Source organism: Streptomyces sp. NPDC001594 (genome assembly GCF_042893675.1).
Lineage (GTDB): Bacteria > Actinomycetota > Actinomycetes > Streptomycetales > Streptomycetaceae > Streptomyces.
This window is the reverse complement of record NZ_JBIAVB010000001.1, coordinates 460,498-477,450: the sequence shown is the minus strand read 5'-3', so window position 1 is coordinate 477,450 and position 16,953 is coordinate 460,498. Positions and strand designations below refer to the sequence as shown.

Sequence of the window (16,953 nt, the reverse complement as noted above, 5' to 3'; positions counted from 1 at the left end):
CCGTTTGCGCGGTGGCGGCCGTACTCTGCCCATGCTAGTCACCTACCTGTGAGTCGTCACCTCGGGCGGCCCGCAAGCGAGTGCCCGGATTCCCGAGAGGGGTGTGCCGCCGTGGAACAGGAACGCACGACGTGCTGCGTGGTGGGGGGAGGGCCGGCCGGCATGGTGCTCGGGCTGCTGCTGGCCCGGGCCGGGGTCGAGGTGACGGTCCTGGAGAAACACGGGGACTTCCTGCGGGACTTCCGCGGCGACACCGTGCACCCGTCGACCCTCTCGCTGCTCGACGACATCGGCCTGGCCGAACGCTTCGCCCGGCTGCCGCAGCGCCGGGTGTCCTCCGTGCAGCTGCCCATCGGCCCCGACCGGTCCCTCGTGACCGTCGGGAACCTCGCGGCCCTGCACGGCGAGTACAACTACATCGCGATGGTGCCCCAGTGGGACCTCCTCGACCTCCTCGCCGACGAAGCCGGCAAGGAACCGACCTTCCGGCTGCGCATGGACACCGGCGCGACCTCGTTCCTGAAGGAACGCGGCCGGGTCACGGGCGTGCGCTACCGCACCGCCGACGGACGCACCGGCGAGCTGCGGGCCACCCTCACCGTGGCCTGCGACGGCCGCGGCTCGCTCGCCCGGGCCCTGCCGGAACTCGGCCTGGAGGGCTTCGCCTGCCCCATGGACGCCTGGTGGTTCCGCCTGCCGCGGCGCGAGAGCGACCCCAGCGGGCTCGTCGGCGGGCTCGGCGACCGCTTCTTCACCGCCCTCATCGACCGGGGCGACTACTGGCAGTGCGCCGCCCTCATCCCCAAGGGCACGGACGCCGAGCGCCGCGCCGAGGGGCTGGAACGCTTCATGACCCGCTTCACCCAGGCCGCGCCGTGGCTCGCGGACCGGGCCGGCTCCGTCACCTCCTGGGACGAGGTCAAACTCCTCGACGTCCGGCTCGACCGGCTGCGCCGCTGGCACCGGCCGGGGCTGCTGTGCATCGGCGACGCCGCCCACGCGATGTCGCCCGTCTTCGGCATCGGCATCAACCTGGCCGTCCAGGACGCCGTGGCCGCGGCCCGCCACCTGGTGCGCCCGCTGCGCGCGGGCACGGTCGGCCTCCACGACGTGCGCCGGGTCCAACTGCGCCGCTGGCCCACCACGGTGGCGACACAGGGCCTCCAGCGCCTGGCCCACGCCCAGGTCGTCGAACCGCTGCTGGCGGGCCGGACCGCCTTCGGCAACCCCCGGCGCGCCCAGCGGATGACGGAGCTGGTCACGGAATCGCGCTGGCTCAATCGCGTCCCCGCCTACTTCATCGGGTACGGAGCCCTCCGCGAGCGCCCCCCGAAGGAGTCCCTGCGCTGACCCACCGGCGGGCCGCCCCGCAGCGGTGTGGAAGTAGGGTCTCCGTTTATTCGGACTGGCTGGATATGATCGGCATCCCCACCCCACAGGGCCGTGTCGGCAGTTCCCCCATGCCCGTCTCCCGGCCCCTCTCCGCCGCTCCCGAGGACCGATGTCTGCGATGGCACCCGAAGGCCCGCCGAGCCCGCCGCCCGCCCGGCGCCGCCGCACCGTACGCCTGCGTACGCTGCTGGTCTGCCTGGCCGTCGTCCCCACCGTGGCGATGGGCACCCAGACCGCCCTCACCGCCCAGCGCCTGCTGGCCCAGTCGGAGCACCTGCGCGCCGACGTGGAGGCCGGCGAGCGGATCGGGGTACCGCTGGTCAAGTTGATGAACGAGTTGCAGGCCGAGCGGGCGATGGCGGCGGCCCGGTGGGCGGGCTCGCCCGTCACCGACGAGGCCCTGCGCGACAAACGGGCCGACACCGACCGGGCGGCCGCGGAGTTCCGCCGCACATCGGGCACCGGCAGCGATCCCGCGCAGGGCTCGGAACACGGCCCCGAAGGCCCCGGCGGGGAACGCCTGGACACCGTGAGCGGACGGCTCGACCTGCTGGCCTCGTACCGCAAGCGCGTGGACGCCCACACCGGCAGCGCCGAGCAGGCGGTCGGCTACTACACCGGCGTCATCGACGACATCATACGCGCCTACCAGGACGAATTCAGCCACTCGCTGGACGCCGACCTCGCCCAGGAGAGCCGCCCGGCCGTCTCCCTGTTCTCGGCCACCGAGATGGTCGCCCGCGAGGACACCGCCCTCGCCCTGGCCGGCCCCTCCCGCGAGCTCGCGGCCACCGGCTTCTCCCAGTTCCTCGACGCCGTCGGCACCCACCGGTACCTGTACGACACCTGGATCGTGCCGTACCTGCCGCCGGCCGAACGGGCCTCGTACGACAAGCTCATCGCCTCGCAGGCCTGGCTGGCCAAGCTCCGCATCGAGAACGCGGTCGTCGCCAACCACAAGGACACCGCCACCGGCGTGAAACTGCCGGCCGACGTCGCCGACTGGCCCGCCGCCTACCACGCGTTCGCACCGGACCTCGCCGCCCTCAACACCGCCCGCGCCCGCAGCGTGTTCGACGACGCCGAGGCGAAGGCCGCCGAACTGGAGGCCGAGGTCTCCTGGCTGATCGCGGCCAGCGGCGGCGCCCTGCTGCTGGTCTCCGCCGTCGTGGTGCTCACCACGCGGTCGGTGCTGCGCCGCCTGAACCGGCTGCACACCCGCACCGTCGCCATCGCCGAGCAGACCCTGCCCGACGTGGTGGCCCGCCTCCAGCGCGGCGAGTCCGTGGACGAGGACGCCCTGCCGGCCGTGCGCGGCCGCCAGGACGAGGTCGGGCAGATCGCCGACGCGTTCGCCCGGGTGGTCGCGGCGTCCGTCGACGGCCACCGGCAACTGGCGGCGGAGCGGCACGGCTTCGGCCTGTTCGCCTCGGGCATCGCCTCGCGCACCGGAAACCTCGTCAGCCGCCAGCTGAGCCTGACCGAGGACCTCCAGGACACCTTCGGCCACGACGAGGCACTGCTGGCCCAGCTGATGCGCTCCGACCAGCTGACGGTGGGCATGCGGCGCCAGATCGAGAACCTGCTCATCCTCGCCGGCGGTGAGATCCCCGACCCCCACACCGACCCCATGCGCGTCGCGGACCTGCTGCGCGAGGCCGCCGCCGAGGTCGAGGACTTCCGCCGCATCGAACGGCAGGCCCTGGACGAGGCCAGCGTGCAGCCGCACGCCATCAGCCAGATCAGCCACCTGCTGGCGGAACTCCTCGACAACGCGACCCGGTTCTCACCGCCCCGCTCCAAGGTGGTGGTCCGCGCCGAACTCGTGGCGGACGGACTGTCCGTGGAGATCGAGGACCGCGGACCGCGCGTCTCGCCCGCCGGGTACGCGGCCATGAACGAGCGCCTGCACTCGGCGCCGCCGTACTCCGTCCTCGCCGAGAACGCCCACCGCCTGGGCCTGTTCGTGGTGGGCCACCTCGCCGACCAGCTCCAGGCCCGCGTCACCCTGCGCCGCTCGGTCTACGGCGGGACGGCGGCCGTGGTCATCCTGCCGGGCGCGCTGCTCGCGCCCGCCGAGGGGGACACGGAGCCCGGGCGACGGCCCGCCCAGCCGCCCCGGCCCGCCCCCGTGCCCGACCCCGTGCGCCTGCCCGTACGGGACCGCGCGCCCGAGGCGGAGGCCAGGCGGCCCGGCGCCCTGCCCGGCGGCCCGCCGGCCGCCGCTCCCGCGGCGCTGCCGCCGCAGCCGGCCCCGGCGCTGCCCACGCGCGCCGCCAAGGCCCCCGCCGACCCGCGGCCGGCCCTGCCCGAGCGCGTCCCGCAGACCCATCTCACCCGGCAACTGCGCGGCCCCCGCGCCCCGGAGCCGCAAGCCGGCCCGGACGCGGCGACACCCGAAGAGGTGGCCGACGCCTGGGCGGACTACGAAGAGGGGACCAAGAAAGTGGAAGCAGAGCTCGGAGCGGACCAGCCATGACGACGACATCCAGCGACATGATCTACGGCATCCTGGACAACAACCTGAGCCGCATCGCCGGCATCCAGGGAGCCGTGCTCCTGTCCAACGACGGCATCAAACTCAGCGCCTACCTGCTGGAGCGGGACCAGGCCGAGCGCATCGCGGCAGCCTCCTCCGGCATCGCCGCCACCATGAAGGCGATATCCCGGGAGATCGACGGCGGACGGGTCATCCGCCAGCTGGTCGAGATGGACGACCGCTACCTGTGCGTCGTCGGCTGCGGGGAGGGCAGCACGCTCATCGTGGTCACCTCCCGCAAGGCGCGCCTCGGCGAGCTGGGCGGCGAGGCCGTCCGGACCGCCCAGGCGCTCGGCGAGTGGCTGGGAACCCCCGAGCGCACCACCGCGCCGACCGCGTAATGCCCGACGAGCCGCAGCGCCGAAGCCCCCGCCGGACCCGGCTGTACGCGCTCACCGACGGCCGCACGTCCGCCGCCCCGCAGACCGTCCTCACGATGGACACCACCATCGTGGCGGCGGTCCCCGCGGACGACGAGGACCCGGGCCTGTCCACCGAGTGGCGGGCCGTCCTGGCCCTGTGCGCGACGCCCGCGGGGATGGCGGTCGCGGAGATCGCCGCCCGCATGCACATGCGCCTCACCCCGATGACGCTCCTGCTGGGCGAGCTCGCCGACCGAGGGCTGATCGACCACCGGCCGCCCCTGGAGGGCGCCGAGACCACCAATGTCCACCTGCTCATGAAAATCAGGGACAACCTTGCCCGGATATGACACCCCCGCCGCCCCCGCAGCCCGGGAGGCGTCCCCGGTCAAGATCCTCATCGCCGGCGGGTTCGGAGTCGGCAAGACCACCCTGGTCGAGGCGGTCTCCGAGATCGAACCGCTGCGCACGGAGGAGCGGCTGACGAGCGCCGGGGTCGGTGTCGACGACCTCGACGGCATCGAGTCCAAGACCCTCACCACCGTCGCGATGGACTTCGGCAGGATCACGCTCACCGACGCCGGGGTCGTCCTCTACCTGTTCGGCACGCCCGGCCAGGAACGGTTCTGGTTCATGTGGGACGACCTGCTCAGCGGGGCCCTGGGCGCCCTCGTGCTCGTCGACACCCGACGGCTGGACCGGGGTTTCCCGGCGATCGACTTCTTCGAGAGCCGGGGGCTGCCGTTCGTGGTCGGGGCCAACTGCTTCCACGGCGAACAGCCCTACACGGCCGAGGAGATCGCCGCCGCCCTGCACCTGAGGGACCCCGCCACCCCGGTGCTCCTGCTGGACGCCCGCTCCCGCGCGGACGCGCGCGACTGCCTGCTGGCCCTGCTCGACCAGGTCATCGCCCGGGCCGGGGCCCCGTCGGGCGCCTGACCGGGCGGTGGTGCGGGGGCGGGGTGGTGCGCGCCGCGGGGTGTCACCGGCGCGCGACCAGGGCCCCGCTCTCCTCCAGCAGGACCCGCAGGGCGTACTCGGCGGCCCGGTGCCGCAGGAACACCTGGGCGCGGGTTCCGGCCGCCAGGTGCCGCGCCGCGGCCGCCCCGTCCCGCGTCGCGTCGTCCCACGTCTCGCGCCAGCCGTGCGCGGTTCGCCGTACGGTGCCGTCCCACGCCGTGTGGCGGGCCATCCAGAACCATCCGGCCCCGGCGCGGCAGCACCCCCAGAGCACCGCGTCGAGGTCTGGGTCGGCCCTGTCGTGCCCGTGCGCCTGTGTCTCCCGCGTCACGTGCGTCCCCCCGGTTTCGGTCCTGGCTCGGACCGCAGGCTAGGTCAGGGCGGCGGGCGCCAGGGAGTCCGCGTTTCGGCCAAACCTGGGGGCGTCAGCGGGACGGCTGCGGCGCGGGCGAGGTCGTGCCGGCCGACGGGGCCGGGCTCTGCGAGGGGGCGGCGGCGCAGACGACCTCGTCACGCGGGGTGTAGTGGGTGCGGAACGTCTCCCGCTTGACCTCGCGGCCCTGCCGGACGAACACGCGGTCGACGGCCACGTCGAACCCCTCCAGCGGGGTCTGCGCCTCGCAGTCCGGGCCGGTGGCCTCGCGCTTGGCGGGCGGGACGACGTTCGTGCGGGGGCCCTGGGTGGCGCGTATCGCGTCGTACCGCGGTGTGCCGACCAGGGTGATGGTCACCGAGGTGTCGGTGGACGCGGCCCGGATGGTCAGGGGGTGGCCGGAGTCGTTCCTCCAGCGCAGGTCGAGGGTGCCCCAGGCGACGGTGGCCTCGCGGCCCTCCGGGTAGCGCTCGATGTAGAAGGAGTGGGCCCCGTGCTCCACGAAGGGGGCGCCCGAGAAGAACACGGCGTTGTAGACGGCCGTCGCCACACTGGAGACACCGCCGCCCGGCGCCTTCACGTAGCGGCCGTCGTTGATCATGACGCCGTCGGTGAAGCCGTTGGCCGCGGTGCGCTCGCCGACCGTCCCGTTGAAGCTCCAGGTCTGGCCCGGGGCGACCACCGAACCGTCGATCAGCTGGACGGCCCGGCCGATGTTCGTGGTCCGGTACGGGGCGGCGGGGAAGTCCACCGTGAACGAGGACACCACCTGACGGCCCTGCGCGGTTCCCACCTGCCCGGCCACGGGCCGCACCTCGGCGCCGGCGGCGTGACCGGCCGGGATCAGCAGGGTGAGGCCGAGTGCGGCGGCCCCCGCCAGGGCGGGCAGTCCGAACCGCCGGTGGTCGGTCAGGCGGTGTGCGCGTCGCATGTCTCTCCTGTCGGCGGGGGCCCGGGGCCTCGGGGGGCGCGGGTGGTGATCGAGGGGTACGGCCGCAGACAAGGATCCAGTCATCTGGGTCAAAAAGGACAAAAATGTGCCCGTTCTCACGCGGAACGGCAGGCCGCCCCGCGCCGGGGGCGGCCCCCGTCGGCCGGGACGCGGAGGTTAGCGTGATCACCATGTACGAGATCAAGGGCGTCAGCGCCACACCGGGCGGACGGCGCACCGTCCGGTTCCACGACCACGGCTACGCCGTCACTCCCGACCGGCGGGCCGGCGCCGTCGCCGACACCTTCCTCGGGGAGGGGGCCGGGTGCGTCACCGCGCTGGTGCTGCTCGCCCTGATCGGCGTCTACAGCCTGCTCCGCAAGGCCGACGCGCCGCAGGCCGCCCTCACGGCGTGCATCGTGCTGTTCCTCGTCGCGCTCTGTTACGGGGCCCTGATCGCGCTCGTGCAGTGGGCGAGCGGAGTGGTCGTGGACGCCCTGATCGTGGTGCTCGCCGTGCTGACGCTCCCGGGGCTGCTGTTCCCGGGCTACCGGCGGGCGCTGCGGCGCCGGCTGGGCGGCGCGGGCCCCGAGACCGGTCGCGGCTGGGTGCCCGCCACGGCCCTCTCCGGAGTCTGGTACCAGGCCGATCCCCGGGGCGGCGACGTGGTCACGGTCCGCCTCGCCGACGGGTCGGTCACCGCGTACGCCGCCCCGCCGGACCGGGCCCGCGACCTGTACGCCCGCTTCGACGCCCTGCTGCGCGGCGCCGGAACGGCTCCCCGGCCCCCGCAGCCGCTGCCGGCGCAGCCCCAGCCCTGGCAGGGCTACTGACGCCCGGTTACAGAGCGGCGATGAGCTCGGGCAGCCGGCGCATGTCGTGGAAGACGGTGGTGTCCGGGCCCGCCAGGCGCGCGGCGGGGGTCAGACCGCCGGCGTAGCCGAGGGAGCGCATCCCGGCGGCCCGGGCGGCGTCGACTCCGGGCCGGCTGTCCTCGACCACGACACAGGCCGCCGGATCCACGCCCATGCTCCGGGCCGCGTGCAGGAACAGGTCGGGGGCCGGCTTGCCGCGGGAGACCTCGCTCGCGCTGTAGATGCGCCCGGCGAAGCGTGCGTGCAGGCCGGTCCGGCCGAGGGTGTGCCGCATCTTGTCGTGGGAGCCGCTGGAGGCGACGCACGACGGCAGGGCGAGCAGGTCCAGTGCGTCCAGTGCCTCGGGCAGCCCGTCGACCGGGGCGAGCCCGGCGTCGACGGCCTCGCGGTGCAGCTCCTCGAACCGCCGCGACCAGACCGCGGCCACGTCCTGGCCGAGCCGCTCGGCGATCTGCTCCCCGATGGCGGCGTGCGTGCGGCCGAGGAACCGGTCCACGACCTCTTCCTCGGTCAGCGGCCAGCCCAGCTCGGCTCCGAGGGCGATCTGCACGCGTGCGGCGATGCGTTCGCTGTCGACCAGCACGCCGTCGCAGTCGAATATGACGAGTTCGATGGGCTTGATCATTCCCGCAGCATAGGGGCTCGCGGCCGACGGCCCGCGGCGCGCCCGTCCGGTCAGCCGGCGGGCAGGCGCATGCCGAGGCGGGTGCCCAGGGCGCGAGCGGTGGTGCGCACCTCCTCGCCGGTCTCGCCCTCGGCCACGGCGCCGAGCACGGCGAGCGCGAGCACCGCCTCGCGGTAGGTGAGCATCGGCAGCCGCTCGGGCCCGGCGTCGGCGTCCGCGTCGACTTCCTCGGCCACGATGTCGGTGTAGAGATCGTCAAGTGTCACACGGGACCCAACGCCGCGGCCGTCTCCCGGTTACGCCACCGCCCCGCCGGGGGCCGGTCGGGCACGATGCCGAACTCCGCACGGTGGACGGCCCGTCACCAGGTATCCCGGCCAGACGGGCGGGGCGGGTCGTGACGGCCAGGGGGGCGCAGGGCAGGATCGGGGGATGACTACTCATCGGAAGAGGGCGGCCGGGCTCTGGGTGCTGCCGTGCGCGGTGCTGCTGCTGCTGGCGGCGGGGTGTGGGACGCAGCGGGCGGGAGCGGCCGCCGGTACGGGCCCGTCCTCGGGCCCCGCACCCTCCGGTACGGCGGTGGCGGCCCCGAGCGCGCCGGCGGACTTCCCCTGCCCGGGCGAGAGTTCCGCGCCGACGGCGGCTGACGGATCCGGGCCGGACGCGACGCCGCCCGACCGCTACGCCGAGAACCACGCCTTCCGGATCCCGCTGCGCCTGCAGGGCCAGGCCCGCTGCGACGGTCTCGCGGCCGGAGGGCGCGTCAGGGACGCCCTCGAACCGCTGCGCCGGAGCGGCGGCTTCACCCCGGCCCACGTCCAGAGCGTGCTCACCGGCCTCGGCTACCCGCCGGCCGCGGTGCGGACCTACCAGAACGGGCCCGGCGCGGTCGGCTTCCTCATCGTCGTCGGCGCCTCGCCCTGGTGCGTGGAGGGCACGCTGACCGGCGCGTCCACCACGGTGGACGCCTTCGGCGGCTACCCCGACGGCACCGGCTGCGAACCCCCGCGGGGCGGCCACTGAACCTGGTGGCGGCCCCTTGCCCCGTCTATCGAATTTCGATAGATTCCCATCGTGAATCGATGGAAGGATGAGTCGTCATGGGAAAGCTGACCGTGGGCGCGCTCCGCGTCGTGCTCGGGCTCGTGCTCGCCGGCACCGTGTGCGTACAGGCGGGGATGGTGTGGGCGTTGGCCACCGACCCCGAGGACGGGTCGCTCCCGCTGACCCCGCTGCGCCTGGTCACGATCCTGGGCATGGTGGCCGCCCAGGTCGCCCTGGTCTGCGTGTGGCGGCTGGTGAGCATGGTGCGGCGCGGAACCGTGTTCTCCCATGCCGCCTTCCGCTCCGTCGACGGGGTGATCGGCGCGATCGTGGCGGCCGCCCTCGTGTGGTTCACCGTCACGGCCCTCAACGCACCGGGCCAGCGGGAGGACCCGGGCGTCACCGTCATCATGGCCGGGGTGGGCGTGGCCATCCTGGGGGTCGCGCTCATCGTCCTCGTCCTGCGGATGCTGCTCGCCCAGGCGGTGGCCCGGTACGCCGAAGCGGATCAGATGCGGGCCGAGCTGGACGAGGTGATCTGATGCCGATCGGCGTCGACATCGACGTGATGCTGGCCCGGCGGAAGATGTCCGTGGGCGAGCTGGCCGAACGCGTGGGCATCACCCCCGCCAACCTGGCGGTACTGAAGAACGGCCGCGCCAAGGCCGTCCGCTTCGCCACCCTCGCCGCCCTCTGCGAAGCCCTCGAATGCCAGCCGGGCGACCTCCTGCGCTGGGAGCCCGAGGACGCCCCGTCCGGCTGACCGTCGACGATCAGCCGCGCTCGATTCCCGTACGAGGGGTTCTCCTCCGGGCCGTGACAGCGTCGTCGCTCCAGACTCCACCGGGACGAGGGGACAGAGGGAATGACCAAGGCAGGGCGCAGGTTCGGCATCGGTGCCGTGGCGGCCGCGATCGTGGCCGCGACGATCACCTTCACGGGACCGCAGGGTGCCAGCGCGCAGGACCAGGCCCGCCGGGGCTGGGACCACTTCGGGTTCGGGGTGCCGTGGGAGGAGTCCTACGGGTACTCGCAGGGCATCCGGGCCGGGGACACCGTCTACATCTCGGGGCAGGTCTCCCACGACGCGGCCGGGAACTTCGTGGGCGCCGGCGACTTCGAGCTGCAGGTGCGCACGGCGTTCGCCAACCTGGACAAGGTGCTCGCGCACTACCGGGTCCCGCGCAGCCAGATCATCAGCATGAAGATCTTCACCAAGGACCTGCGCCAGAACTTCGACACGGCCGCGCGGCTGCACAAGGAGTACGTGGGCAACCACCGTACGACCGACACCATCGTCGGGGTCAGCGAGATGTCCGTCCCCGAGCAGCTCGTGGAGATCGAGGCCATCGTCCAGGTCTCCCCGCGCTCCTGACCCGCCGGTCCGGACCGCTGCACGCACGGGTGCCCGGAGCCTCGAAGGCTCCGGGCACCCGTGTTCCGTTCACGGCCGGTCGGCAGTGGGTCAGAAGGTGAGCTTGAAGTCGGTGATCGTGCCGGTGTCGGCGGCGCCCTTGTCCTGGACCTTCAGCTTCCAGGTGCCGTTGGCCGCCACGGCCGAGGCGTTCACCGTGTACGTCTTGTCCAGGTTCGCCGTGGAGTCCGACGAGGAGTTCTGCAGGCGGAACGAGGTCCCGTTCGGGGCCACGAGGTCGATCTGCAGGTCACCGATGTAGGTGTGGGTGATCTTCACACCGACCTTGAGGGTGCTGGGGGCGTTGCCGGTGATCCCGGTGACGGCGACCGACGAGGTGACGGCCGGGCCCGGGTAGTCCGGGATGGCCACGCGGGTCGTGCTCTCGAAGACCTTGCCCGGGGTCGGGGTGCCGCCGGATCGGGCGCCGACGTTGACGGCCGCCCAGGCGTCGGTCACCGCGTTGACCTCGGCGCTGCCGGCGCCGTACAGCTCGGTCGCCGCCGCGATCGTGCCGGCGCGGGCACCGGCGTAGTCCGTGGTGGAGTTGAACTTGGTGGTGAGCGCCTTGTACCAGATGAGCTGCGCCTTGTCCCGGCCGATGCCGGTGACGGGCAGGCCGTCGGAGGTGGGCGAGTTGTAGCTCACGCCGTTGACGACCTTGGCGCCGGAGCCCTCGGAGGCCAGGTAGAACCAGTGGTTGGCCGGGCCCGAGGAGTAGTGGACGTCGAGGTTGCCGACGCCGGAGTACCAGGCGTCGGCGGACCCGCCGTCCTTGCTGGGCTTGTCCATGTAGCGCAGCGGGGTGCCGTCGCCGTTGATGTCGATCTTCTCGCCGATGAGGTAGTCGCCCGGGTCGCTCGGGTTGTTCGCGTAGAACTCGACCGACGTGCCCATGATGTCGGAGGTGGCCTCGTTCAGGCCGCCCGACTCGTTGCTGTACTCCAGGCCCGCGGTGGCGGCGGTGACGCCGTGCGACATCTCGTGGCCGGCGACGTCCAGCGAGGTCAGCGGGTCGTTGTTGGCGGTGCCGTCGCCGTAGGTCATGCAGAAGCAGCTGTCGTCCCAGAACGCGTTGACGTACGCGTTGCCGTAGTGGACGCGGGAGTAGGCGGCGACGCCGTCGCCGCGGATCCCGGAGCGGCCGAAGACGTTCTTGTAGAAGTCCCAGGTGACCCCGGCGCCGTAGGCGGCGTCGGCGCCCGCGGTGGCGGCGTTGGAGTTGGCCCCGTTGCCCCACGTGTCGGTGGACTGGGTGAAGAGCGAGCCCGTGCCCGAGGTGCCGTGGTTGAGGTTGTACGTCTTGTGGCCGCCGCGGCCCGTGTCGTTCAGCGTGAAGTTCGAGCCGGACTGCGACGAGCCGAGGGTGACCTGGCCGCTGTAGTGGGTGTTGCCGACACCGGTCTCGATGCCCTGCCACTGGTGCAGCTTCTCGCCGGTCTTGGCGTCGGTGACGACGTGGAGCTGGTTGGGGGTGCCGTCGTCCTGGAGGCCGCCGATGACGGTCTCGTAGGCCAGGGTCGGCACGCCCTTCGCCATCCATATGATCTTGCGGGGCGCGATGTCGGCCTTGTCGGCCTTGGAGCCGACGGCCTTCGCGGCGTCCAGGGCCTTGGCGGAGGCGGCGGCCGGGGCGTCGGCCGGGGCGGCGGTGGAGACGCCCTGGAGCTGGGCCTCGGACGCCTTGCTCACGCTCTGCGTGCGGTCGGCCGAGGTGCGGTTGACGACCAGGTCGCCGCCGAGGACGGGAAGGCCCTCGTAGGTGCGCTCGTAGCGGGTGTGGGTGGTACCGTCCTGGTCCTTGACCACGTCGCGGACGACGAGCTTCTCCTGGGCGCCCAGGCCCAGTTCCTTGGCCGTGGCGGCCGTCGTGCTCTGCGCCTTCGCGATGAGCTCGGCGCGCTGGGACGGGGTGAGCTGCGCGGGCAGCGCGCCCGGGTTGCGGGGCTGGCCCTTGGCGGCGGCCGCGTTCGCGGAACCGCCGGGCTGCGCGCTGGCGCTTCCCGCCTGGACCCCGACGGTGAGCAGGGCTGCGGCGGCGAGCAGAGCGCCGGTGGCGGTGGCGTTCCGCCGGTGCGTGGATTTCACGCGGACTCCTTGGGAGTGGTGGGGGGTGGAGAGCCGGCGGCCGGATGGGCCGGCCGGGTGGAGCGTGTCGATCAACTCCAGCTGGGGATGGGGAGAGGTTGCCAGCGATCTCCATGATCGCCATGGACACGTCAGGTATTGGCCGAAAGCCGTCCGGATTTCGCCGGTGCGCGTCCGCTGAGCGGACACCACGGTGCGGCGCGAATGGGGCGACATCTCCTCAACTCGGCCGATCCAGGGCGGGACTTGGTCCAGTCTTGGGACTCGGCGCCGTCTGCCGCATTCAGGTAAAGCGTTCGATATCAAGCGTCAAACAGCCTTGTTCCGCTCATGACTTGGCGGGTGTGATCGCGGGAGCCGCCCCCCGGGCGGCGCCACCCCCCAAGGGAGTCCCCATGCATCCAGTCCGTCGTACGTGGCCGCGCCTCGCGGTCACCACGGCAGCCGCCGCCGGCCTCGCGCTCACCGCCGTGGCGGCCGCCCCGGTCGCCGGGACCGTCACCGCCGCAGGGACCGCCGGCGCCGCCGGGCACGGCACGGCCGTCCCGCGCACCGCGGCCCGACCGGCCGTCGCCGGGCACCAGCTGGTCCGCGCCGTGGGGAGCCCGCTCTCCGTCGAGGAGTGCCGGGCCAAGTGGAAGATCGCCTGCTACACCCCGCTCCAGTACCGCGAGGCCTACGACCTCAACCCGCTGTACCGGGCGGGCGTCACCGGCAAGGGCCGCACGATCGTCATCGTGGACTCCTTCGGCTCGCCCACCGTCCAGCACGACCTCGACGTCTACAGCAGGCAGTTCGGGATACCCAGCACCCGGGTGCAGGTGGTCAAGTGGGGCAAGGTCCCCGCGTGGGACCCGAAGAACGCCGACATGCTGGGCTGGGCCGGGGAGACCACCCTCGACGTGGAGATGGCGCACGCGGTGGCCCCCGACGCGAAGATCGTCCTGGTGGAGACCGCGGTCGCCGAGACCGAGGGCACCACCGGACTGCCGGAGATGATGGACGCCGAGAAGGCCCTGATCGACCACGGCATCGGCGACGTGATCACCCAGAGCTTCGGCGCCACGGAGAACACCTTCCCCGGCTTCGACCAGGGCGACTTCTCCAGCATCCGGAAGCTGCGCTACGCCTTCGAGGCCGCCGCCCGCAACCACGTCACCGTCCTCGCCTCCTCCGGCGACGGCGGCGCCACCGACAACACCGCCGACGGCACGGGCTACTACCACGAGCGCGTCAACTCCTGGCCCTCCTCCGACCCCCTGGTCACCTCCGTCGGCGGAACCCAGCTCCACCTGGACGACACGGGCCGGCGCACCGCCCCCGAGAGCGTCTACAACGACTACGGCGCGGGCGGCGGCGGCCAGTCCCACGTCTTCACCCGCCCCTCCTTCCAGAACGGCGTCAAGAACGTGGTCGGCGGGCGCCGCGGCACCCCGGACATCTCCATGGCCGCCGCGGTCGACGGCGGAGCGTGGCTGTACTCCAGCTACGACCCGGCGGGCACCGGCTGGGACGTCTCCGGCGGCACCAGTGAGTCCAGCCCCCTGTTCGCCGGCATCGTCGCCCTGGCCGACCAGGCCGCGGGCGAGCGCCTGGGCGACATCCACGAGGCGCTGTACCGCCTGTACGGGCGCTCCGCGTATGACCGCTCCACCGGCATCGTCGACGTCAACGACGGTACGGACAACAGCTACCAGGGCGTCACCGGCTACCAGGCGGTGAACGGCTACGACATGGCCACCGGCGTCGGCACCCTGGACGCGGCCCGCTTCGTGCCCGCCCTGGCCCGCGAAGGCCGCCGCGGCTGACGCTCCGGGCCGCCGGGCGACGGCCTGTTCGCGTCCTTGTGGCGGGCGTCCCGGCGGCAGGAGGATCCCCTCGACCCGACAGGCGTAGCAGAAGGGATCCACGATGGGGTTATGGGGGGTTCTCGGCAGGGCCGGCCTGGTGCTGGCCCTGGCCGGGACGGGAACGGCCGCGGGCGGGGCGGCGGCGCAGGCACGGCCCGCCGCCCCGCGGCTGGTGGTGGAGCGCACCGGCGGGCTGCTGGACGGGGACATCGTCGGCTTCTCCGTCAAGGGCGGGCCGCCCAAGGCGTACGTGTGGGTGGAGCTGTGCGCCCCGGACACGGTGGCGGGGGCCTGTGACGAGGACACCGGACGGCAGTTCCGCGTGCTGCCGGACGGCACCCTGGAGAAGTCGCCCAAGAAGCTCTACGCGCAACTCGCCACCGGCGCGGGCACCTTCGACTGCCGCACCGCCACCGCGGCGCACCCGTGCCGGCTGGCCCTGACGGACAACACGGGCGCCGTCCTCACCACCGTCCCGCTGGGCTTCCGGCCCCACGGGGCGCTCGAAGCGGCTCCCACCGTACGGGTGGACCCGTCCCAGGCGCTGGCGGACGGCCAGTCCGTCCACGTCACCGGGCGGGGGTACGAACCGCAGTACCACTCCCTGGTCATGGAATGCGCGGCCGGCTCCACCGAGGCCACCGGCTGCCGCCCCCGGTCCCGCCCGCCCGCCACCACCGACCAGGGGCGGCTGGACGAGACGGTCGCCCTCTCGGCGTCCTTCACCACCGTCGACGGACGCACCGTCGACTGCCGGGTCGCCCCGGGCTGCGAGGTGGTCGTCTTCGGCACCCGCGTCCGCGGCCCTCACGCGGTGTCCCACCCCGTCGGCTTCGCCCCGGCGGTCACCCCGGCCGACGGCTGACGGCTCCCAGGGCCTGCCCGGCGCATCAGGGTGGGGCAGGCCCTGGCGGCCACCGGCCCGCGCCCCCGGGCGGCGGCCTCGGGGGCGCTCGCCGGGCACGGCCCCGCTCCTCGCCGGGGCCGGCCCTCGTCCCGGACGACCGGCACCGGTTTCGGTGACGGCTCGGTACGCACGGGCCGGCGGCCCCCCCCGCTACTCCCCGGGCGTCAGGTGGGCGTTGGGCGCGCGGCCCGCCCGCGCGTACTCGGGGAGCTCCACCACCGTGACGCCCCGCTCCCGCAGCCTCTCGGTGCCGTTCGCGCCCGGTACGAAGGTGTCGGGCTCCCGCCAGGCCGTGACCACGCGCCGGATCCCGGCCGCGGCGATCAGCTCCGCGCAGGGGTGCGGGTACGAGGCGCGGTGCCCGCAGGGCTCCAGACTGCTGTAGACGGTGGCCCCGGCCAGGGCGGGATCGCCGGGCACCTTGGCGAGCGCGGCCTGCTCGGCGTGGACGCGCGCGTCGCCCCCTTCGCGGGAGTGGCCCCGGGCGAGCTCGCGGCCGTCGGCGGAGACGACGACCGCCCCGACGGAGAAGGCCGTGGTGGAGGGCGGGCAGTGCGCCGCCAGCGCGCAGGCCTGCGCGAGCCAGGCCGCGTCGGCGGCGGTGGCCGGCGCGCCGGTTCCCGGGCGGAGGTGGGTGGCGTAGCGCAGCAGGGTCACGTCACCGATCCGCCGCGACTCGACGAGCGCCAGCCGGTGCTCCGGGCCGCCCGGGTAGCCGCCCGGTCCGAACATCCGGGGCGCGTCCACCCCGCCCACGATGACCGGGGCGACGACCAGCTGGAGTTCGTCCGCCAGCCCCTGCCGCAGGAACTGGGTGTGGACCGAGCCGCCGCCCTCGACCATCAGCCGGCGCACGCCGAGGCCGTGCAGGTGCTCGAGGACCTGCGGCCACACGTCGTCCTGCGCTACCTCGTGGACCGTGGCCAGAGCGCCGACGGCCGCCACGGCCCGGTCCCGGGCGGCGCGGCCCACCGCGTAGACCACCTTGGCGCCCCCGTGGTGCCAGAACCGCCGGTCCGGGTCGAGGTCGCCGCCGCGCGTGACGGTGGCCTTCACCGGGTGCGCGGGCAGGCCCGCGCCGATCCGGGCCGCGCGCCGGCCGGCGGAGGCCACCCGGACCCGCGGGTCGTCGGCCCGCAGGGTGCCGGCGCCGATGAGGACGGCGTCACAGGAGGCGCGCACGGAGTCGACGCGGTCGAAGTCCTCCTCGTTGGAGAGCAGCAGCCGCGGCTGCCCGGGCGGGGTGTCGAGGCAGCCGTCCAGGGAGACGGCGGCCGAGAGCAGGACGTAGGGACGGGGCATGCGAAGGCTCCTCGAGGCGGGGGAGAGCGCGACCGCACCGCGGCTGTACCGCGAATGCAACGGCCGAAGAACAGGGTTGGCCAGACGTCGGGCCATTGGTACAGTCCAATGCGTGCCATCGATCTTGGAGCCCACCGGTTTCGACGGCCGAATCGACCTGCGCGTCCGCCCTCCGCGGAACCTCCACCGGATCGGATCCGGTGCCTCGTCGGACCAACCTACAGCGGGAACCTGACAGACATTCACGGAGGATTCACCTTGTACCGGTCCACCACGCACGAGCGCAAACGT

The 16,953-nt window shown here is 73.6% G+C and carries 17 protein-coding genes and 1 pseudogene; 12 read left to right on the top strand and 6 right to left on the bottom strand.

Going from position 1 to position 16,953, the window contains the following annotated elements:
- Nucleotides 1–162 precede the first annotated feature (162 nt).
- The 5 genes from ACFY0O_RS02450 (at nucleotide 163) to ACFY0O_RS02430 (ending at nucleotide 5,232) form a co-directional block, all read left to right on the top strand.
- A complete protein-coding gene (locus tag ACFY0O_RS02450; protein ID WP_388942244.1) occupies nucleotides 163–1,350 on the top strand; it encodes an FAD-dependent oxidoreductase in 1,188 nt (395 codons plus the stop codon).
- Nucleotides 1,351–1,501: 151 nt separating this feature from the next.
- Nucleotides 1,502–3,871 carry a nitrate- and nitrite sensing domain-containing protein gene (locus ACFY0O_RS02445; RefSeq protein ID WP_388941758.1) on the top strand — a complete coding sequence of 790 codons (2,370 nt, stop codon included), beginning with the start codon at nucleotides 1,502–1,504 and terminating at the stop codon, nucleotides 3,869–3,871.
- Entirely contained in the window at nucleotides 3,868–4,272 is a 405-nt protein-coding gene (locus ACFY0O_RS02440) for a roadblock/LC7 domain-containing protein (protein ID WP_358895265.1), read from the top strand. Before ACFY0O_RS02445 ends, ACFY0O_RS02440 begins: the two co-directional genes overlap by 4 nt.
- Nucleotides 4,272–4,643 (top strand): DUF742 domain-containing protein, encoded by a 372-nt coding sequence (locus ACFY0O_RS02435; RefSeq protein WP_388941755.1) that lies wholly within the window; start codon nucleotides 4,272–4,274, stop codon nucleotides 4,641–4,643. Before ACFY0O_RS02440 ends, ACFY0O_RS02435 begins: the two co-directional genes overlap by 1 nt.
- On the top strand, nucleotides 4,630–5,232 hold the full coding sequence (locus ACFY0O_RS02430) for an ATP/GTP-binding protein (protein ID WP_388941752.1): 603 nt from the start codon (nucleotides 4,630–4,632) through the stop codon (nucleotides 5,230–5,232). The genes ACFY0O_RS02435 and ACFY0O_RS02430 overlap by 14 nt, the downstream gene beginning before the upstream one ends.
- A 43-nt stretch (nucleotides 5,233–5,275) precedes the next feature.
- On the opposite strand, the gene ACFY0O_RS02425 is transcribed toward ACFY0O_RS02430, so the two are convergent.
- Together ACFY0O_RS02425 and ACFY0O_RS02420 are read right to left on the bottom strand one after the other, a co-directional pair.
- Entirely contained in the window at nucleotides 5,276–5,584 is a 309-nt protein-coding gene (locus ACFY0O_RS02425) for a hypothetical protein (RefSeq protein WP_388941749.1), read from the bottom strand.
- A 94-nt stretch (nucleotides 5,585–5,678) separates the two neighbouring features.
- Nucleotides 5,679–6,428 (bottom strand): annotated as a pseudogene (locus ACFY0O_RS02420) (VanW family protein); the annotation flags it as partial.
- Nucleotides 6,429–6,739: 311 nt separating this feature from the next.
- Here ACFY0O_RS02420 and ACFY0O_RS02415 point away from each other — a divergent pair.
- On the top strand, nucleotides 6,740–7,390 hold the full coding sequence (locus ACFY0O_RS02415; RefSeq protein WP_388941747.1) for a hypothetical protein: 651 nt from the start codon (nucleotides 6,740–6,742) through the stop codon (nucleotides 7,388–7,390).
- Between the two features lie 7 nt (nucleotides 7,391–7,397).
- Here the strand turns inward: ACFY0O_RS02415 and ACFY0O_RS02410 are convergent, their stop codons facing one another.
- A complete protein-coding gene (locus ACFY0O_RS02410; RefSeq protein WP_388941744.1) occupies nucleotides 7,398–8,057 on the bottom strand; it encodes an HAD family hydrolase in 660 nt (219 codons plus the stop codon).
- Between the two features lie 50 nt (nucleotides 8,058–8,107).
- The gene (locus ACFY0O_RS02405; protein WP_079423401.1) at nucleotides 8,108–8,323 is read right to left on the bottom strand and encodes a hypothetical protein; all 216 of its coding nucleotides are present in this window, start codon (nucleotides 8,321–8,323) and stop codon (nucleotides 8,108–8,110) included.
- Nucleotides 8,324–8,489: 166 nt separating this feature from the next.
- Here ACFY0O_RS02405 and ACFY0O_RS02400 point away from each other — a divergent pair, with 166 nt between their 5' ends.
- The 4 genes from ACFY0O_RS02400 to ACFY0O_RS02385 all read left to right on the top strand — a co-directional run bounded on the left by ACFY0O_RS02400 (nucleotide 8,490) and on the right by ACFY0O_RS02385 (nucleotide 10,476).
- Nucleotides 8,490–9,080 carry a hypothetical protein gene (locus ACFY0O_RS02400; protein WP_388941741.1) on the top strand — a complete coding sequence of 197 codons (591 nt, stop codon included), beginning with the start codon at nucleotides 8,490–8,492 and terminating at the stop codon, nucleotides 9,078–9,080.
- A gap of 77 nt (nucleotides 9,081–9,157) precedes the next feature.
- Entirely contained in the window at nucleotides 9,158–9,643 is a 486-nt protein-coding gene (locus tag ACFY0O_RS02395) for a DUF2975 domain-containing protein (RefSeq protein ID WP_388941739.1), read from the top strand.
- Complete coding sequence (locus tag ACFY0O_RS02390) at nucleotides 9,643–9,864, top strand: helix-turn-helix domain-containing protein (protein WP_388941736.1); 222 nt, start codon at nucleotides 9,643–9,645, stop codon at nucleotides 9,862–9,864. The genes ACFY0O_RS02395 and ACFY0O_RS02390 overlap by 1 nt, the downstream gene beginning before the upstream one ends.
- A 102-nt stretch (nucleotides 9,865–9,966) precedes the next feature.
- A complete protein-coding gene (locus ACFY0O_RS02385; RefSeq protein WP_388941733.1) occupies nucleotides 9,967–10,476 on the top strand; it encodes a RidA family protein in 510 nt (169 codons plus the stop codon).
- Nucleotides 10,477–10,566: 90 nt separating this feature from the next.
- Here ACFY0O_RS02385 and ACFY0O_RS02380 read toward each other — a convergent pair whose 3' ends face one another.
- Nucleotides 10,567–12,603: a M4 family metallopeptidase gene (locus ACFY0O_RS02380; RefSeq protein WP_388941730.1), complete on the bottom strand. Its 2,037-nt coding sequence runs from the start codon at nucleotides 12,601–12,603 to the stop codon at nucleotides 10,567–10,569.
- 395 nt (nucleotides 12,604–12,998) lie between these two features.
- Here ACFY0O_RS02380 and ACFY0O_RS02375 point away from each other — a divergent pair, with 395 nt between their 5' ends.
- Together ACFY0O_RS02375 and ACFY0O_RS02370 are read left to right on the top strand one after the other, a co-directional pair.
- Nucleotides 12,999–14,411: a S8 family serine peptidase gene (locus ACFY0O_RS02375; protein WP_388941727.1), complete on the top strand. Its 1,413-nt coding sequence runs from the start codon at nucleotides 12,999–13,001 to the stop codon at nucleotides 14,409–14,411.
- Between the two features lie 103 nt (nucleotides 14,412–14,514).
- Nucleotides 14,515–15,318: a neocarzinostatin apoprotein domain-containing protein gene (locus ACFY0O_RS02370; protein ID WP_388941724.1), complete on the top strand. Its 804-nt coding sequence runs from the start codon at nucleotides 14,515–14,517 to the stop codon at nucleotides 15,316–15,318.
- Nucleotides 15,319–15,510: 192 nt separating this feature from the next.
- Here ACFY0O_RS02370 and ACFY0O_RS02365 read toward each other — a convergent pair whose 3' ends face one another.
- Nucleotides 15,511–16,662, bottom strand: a complete 1,152-nt coding sequence (locus ACFY0O_RS02365; RefSeq protein WP_388941721.1) for a dihydrofolate reductase family protein — start codon at nucleotides 16,660–16,662, stop codon at nucleotides 15,511–15,513.
- Nucleotides 16,663–16,953 lie beyond the last annotated feature (291 nt).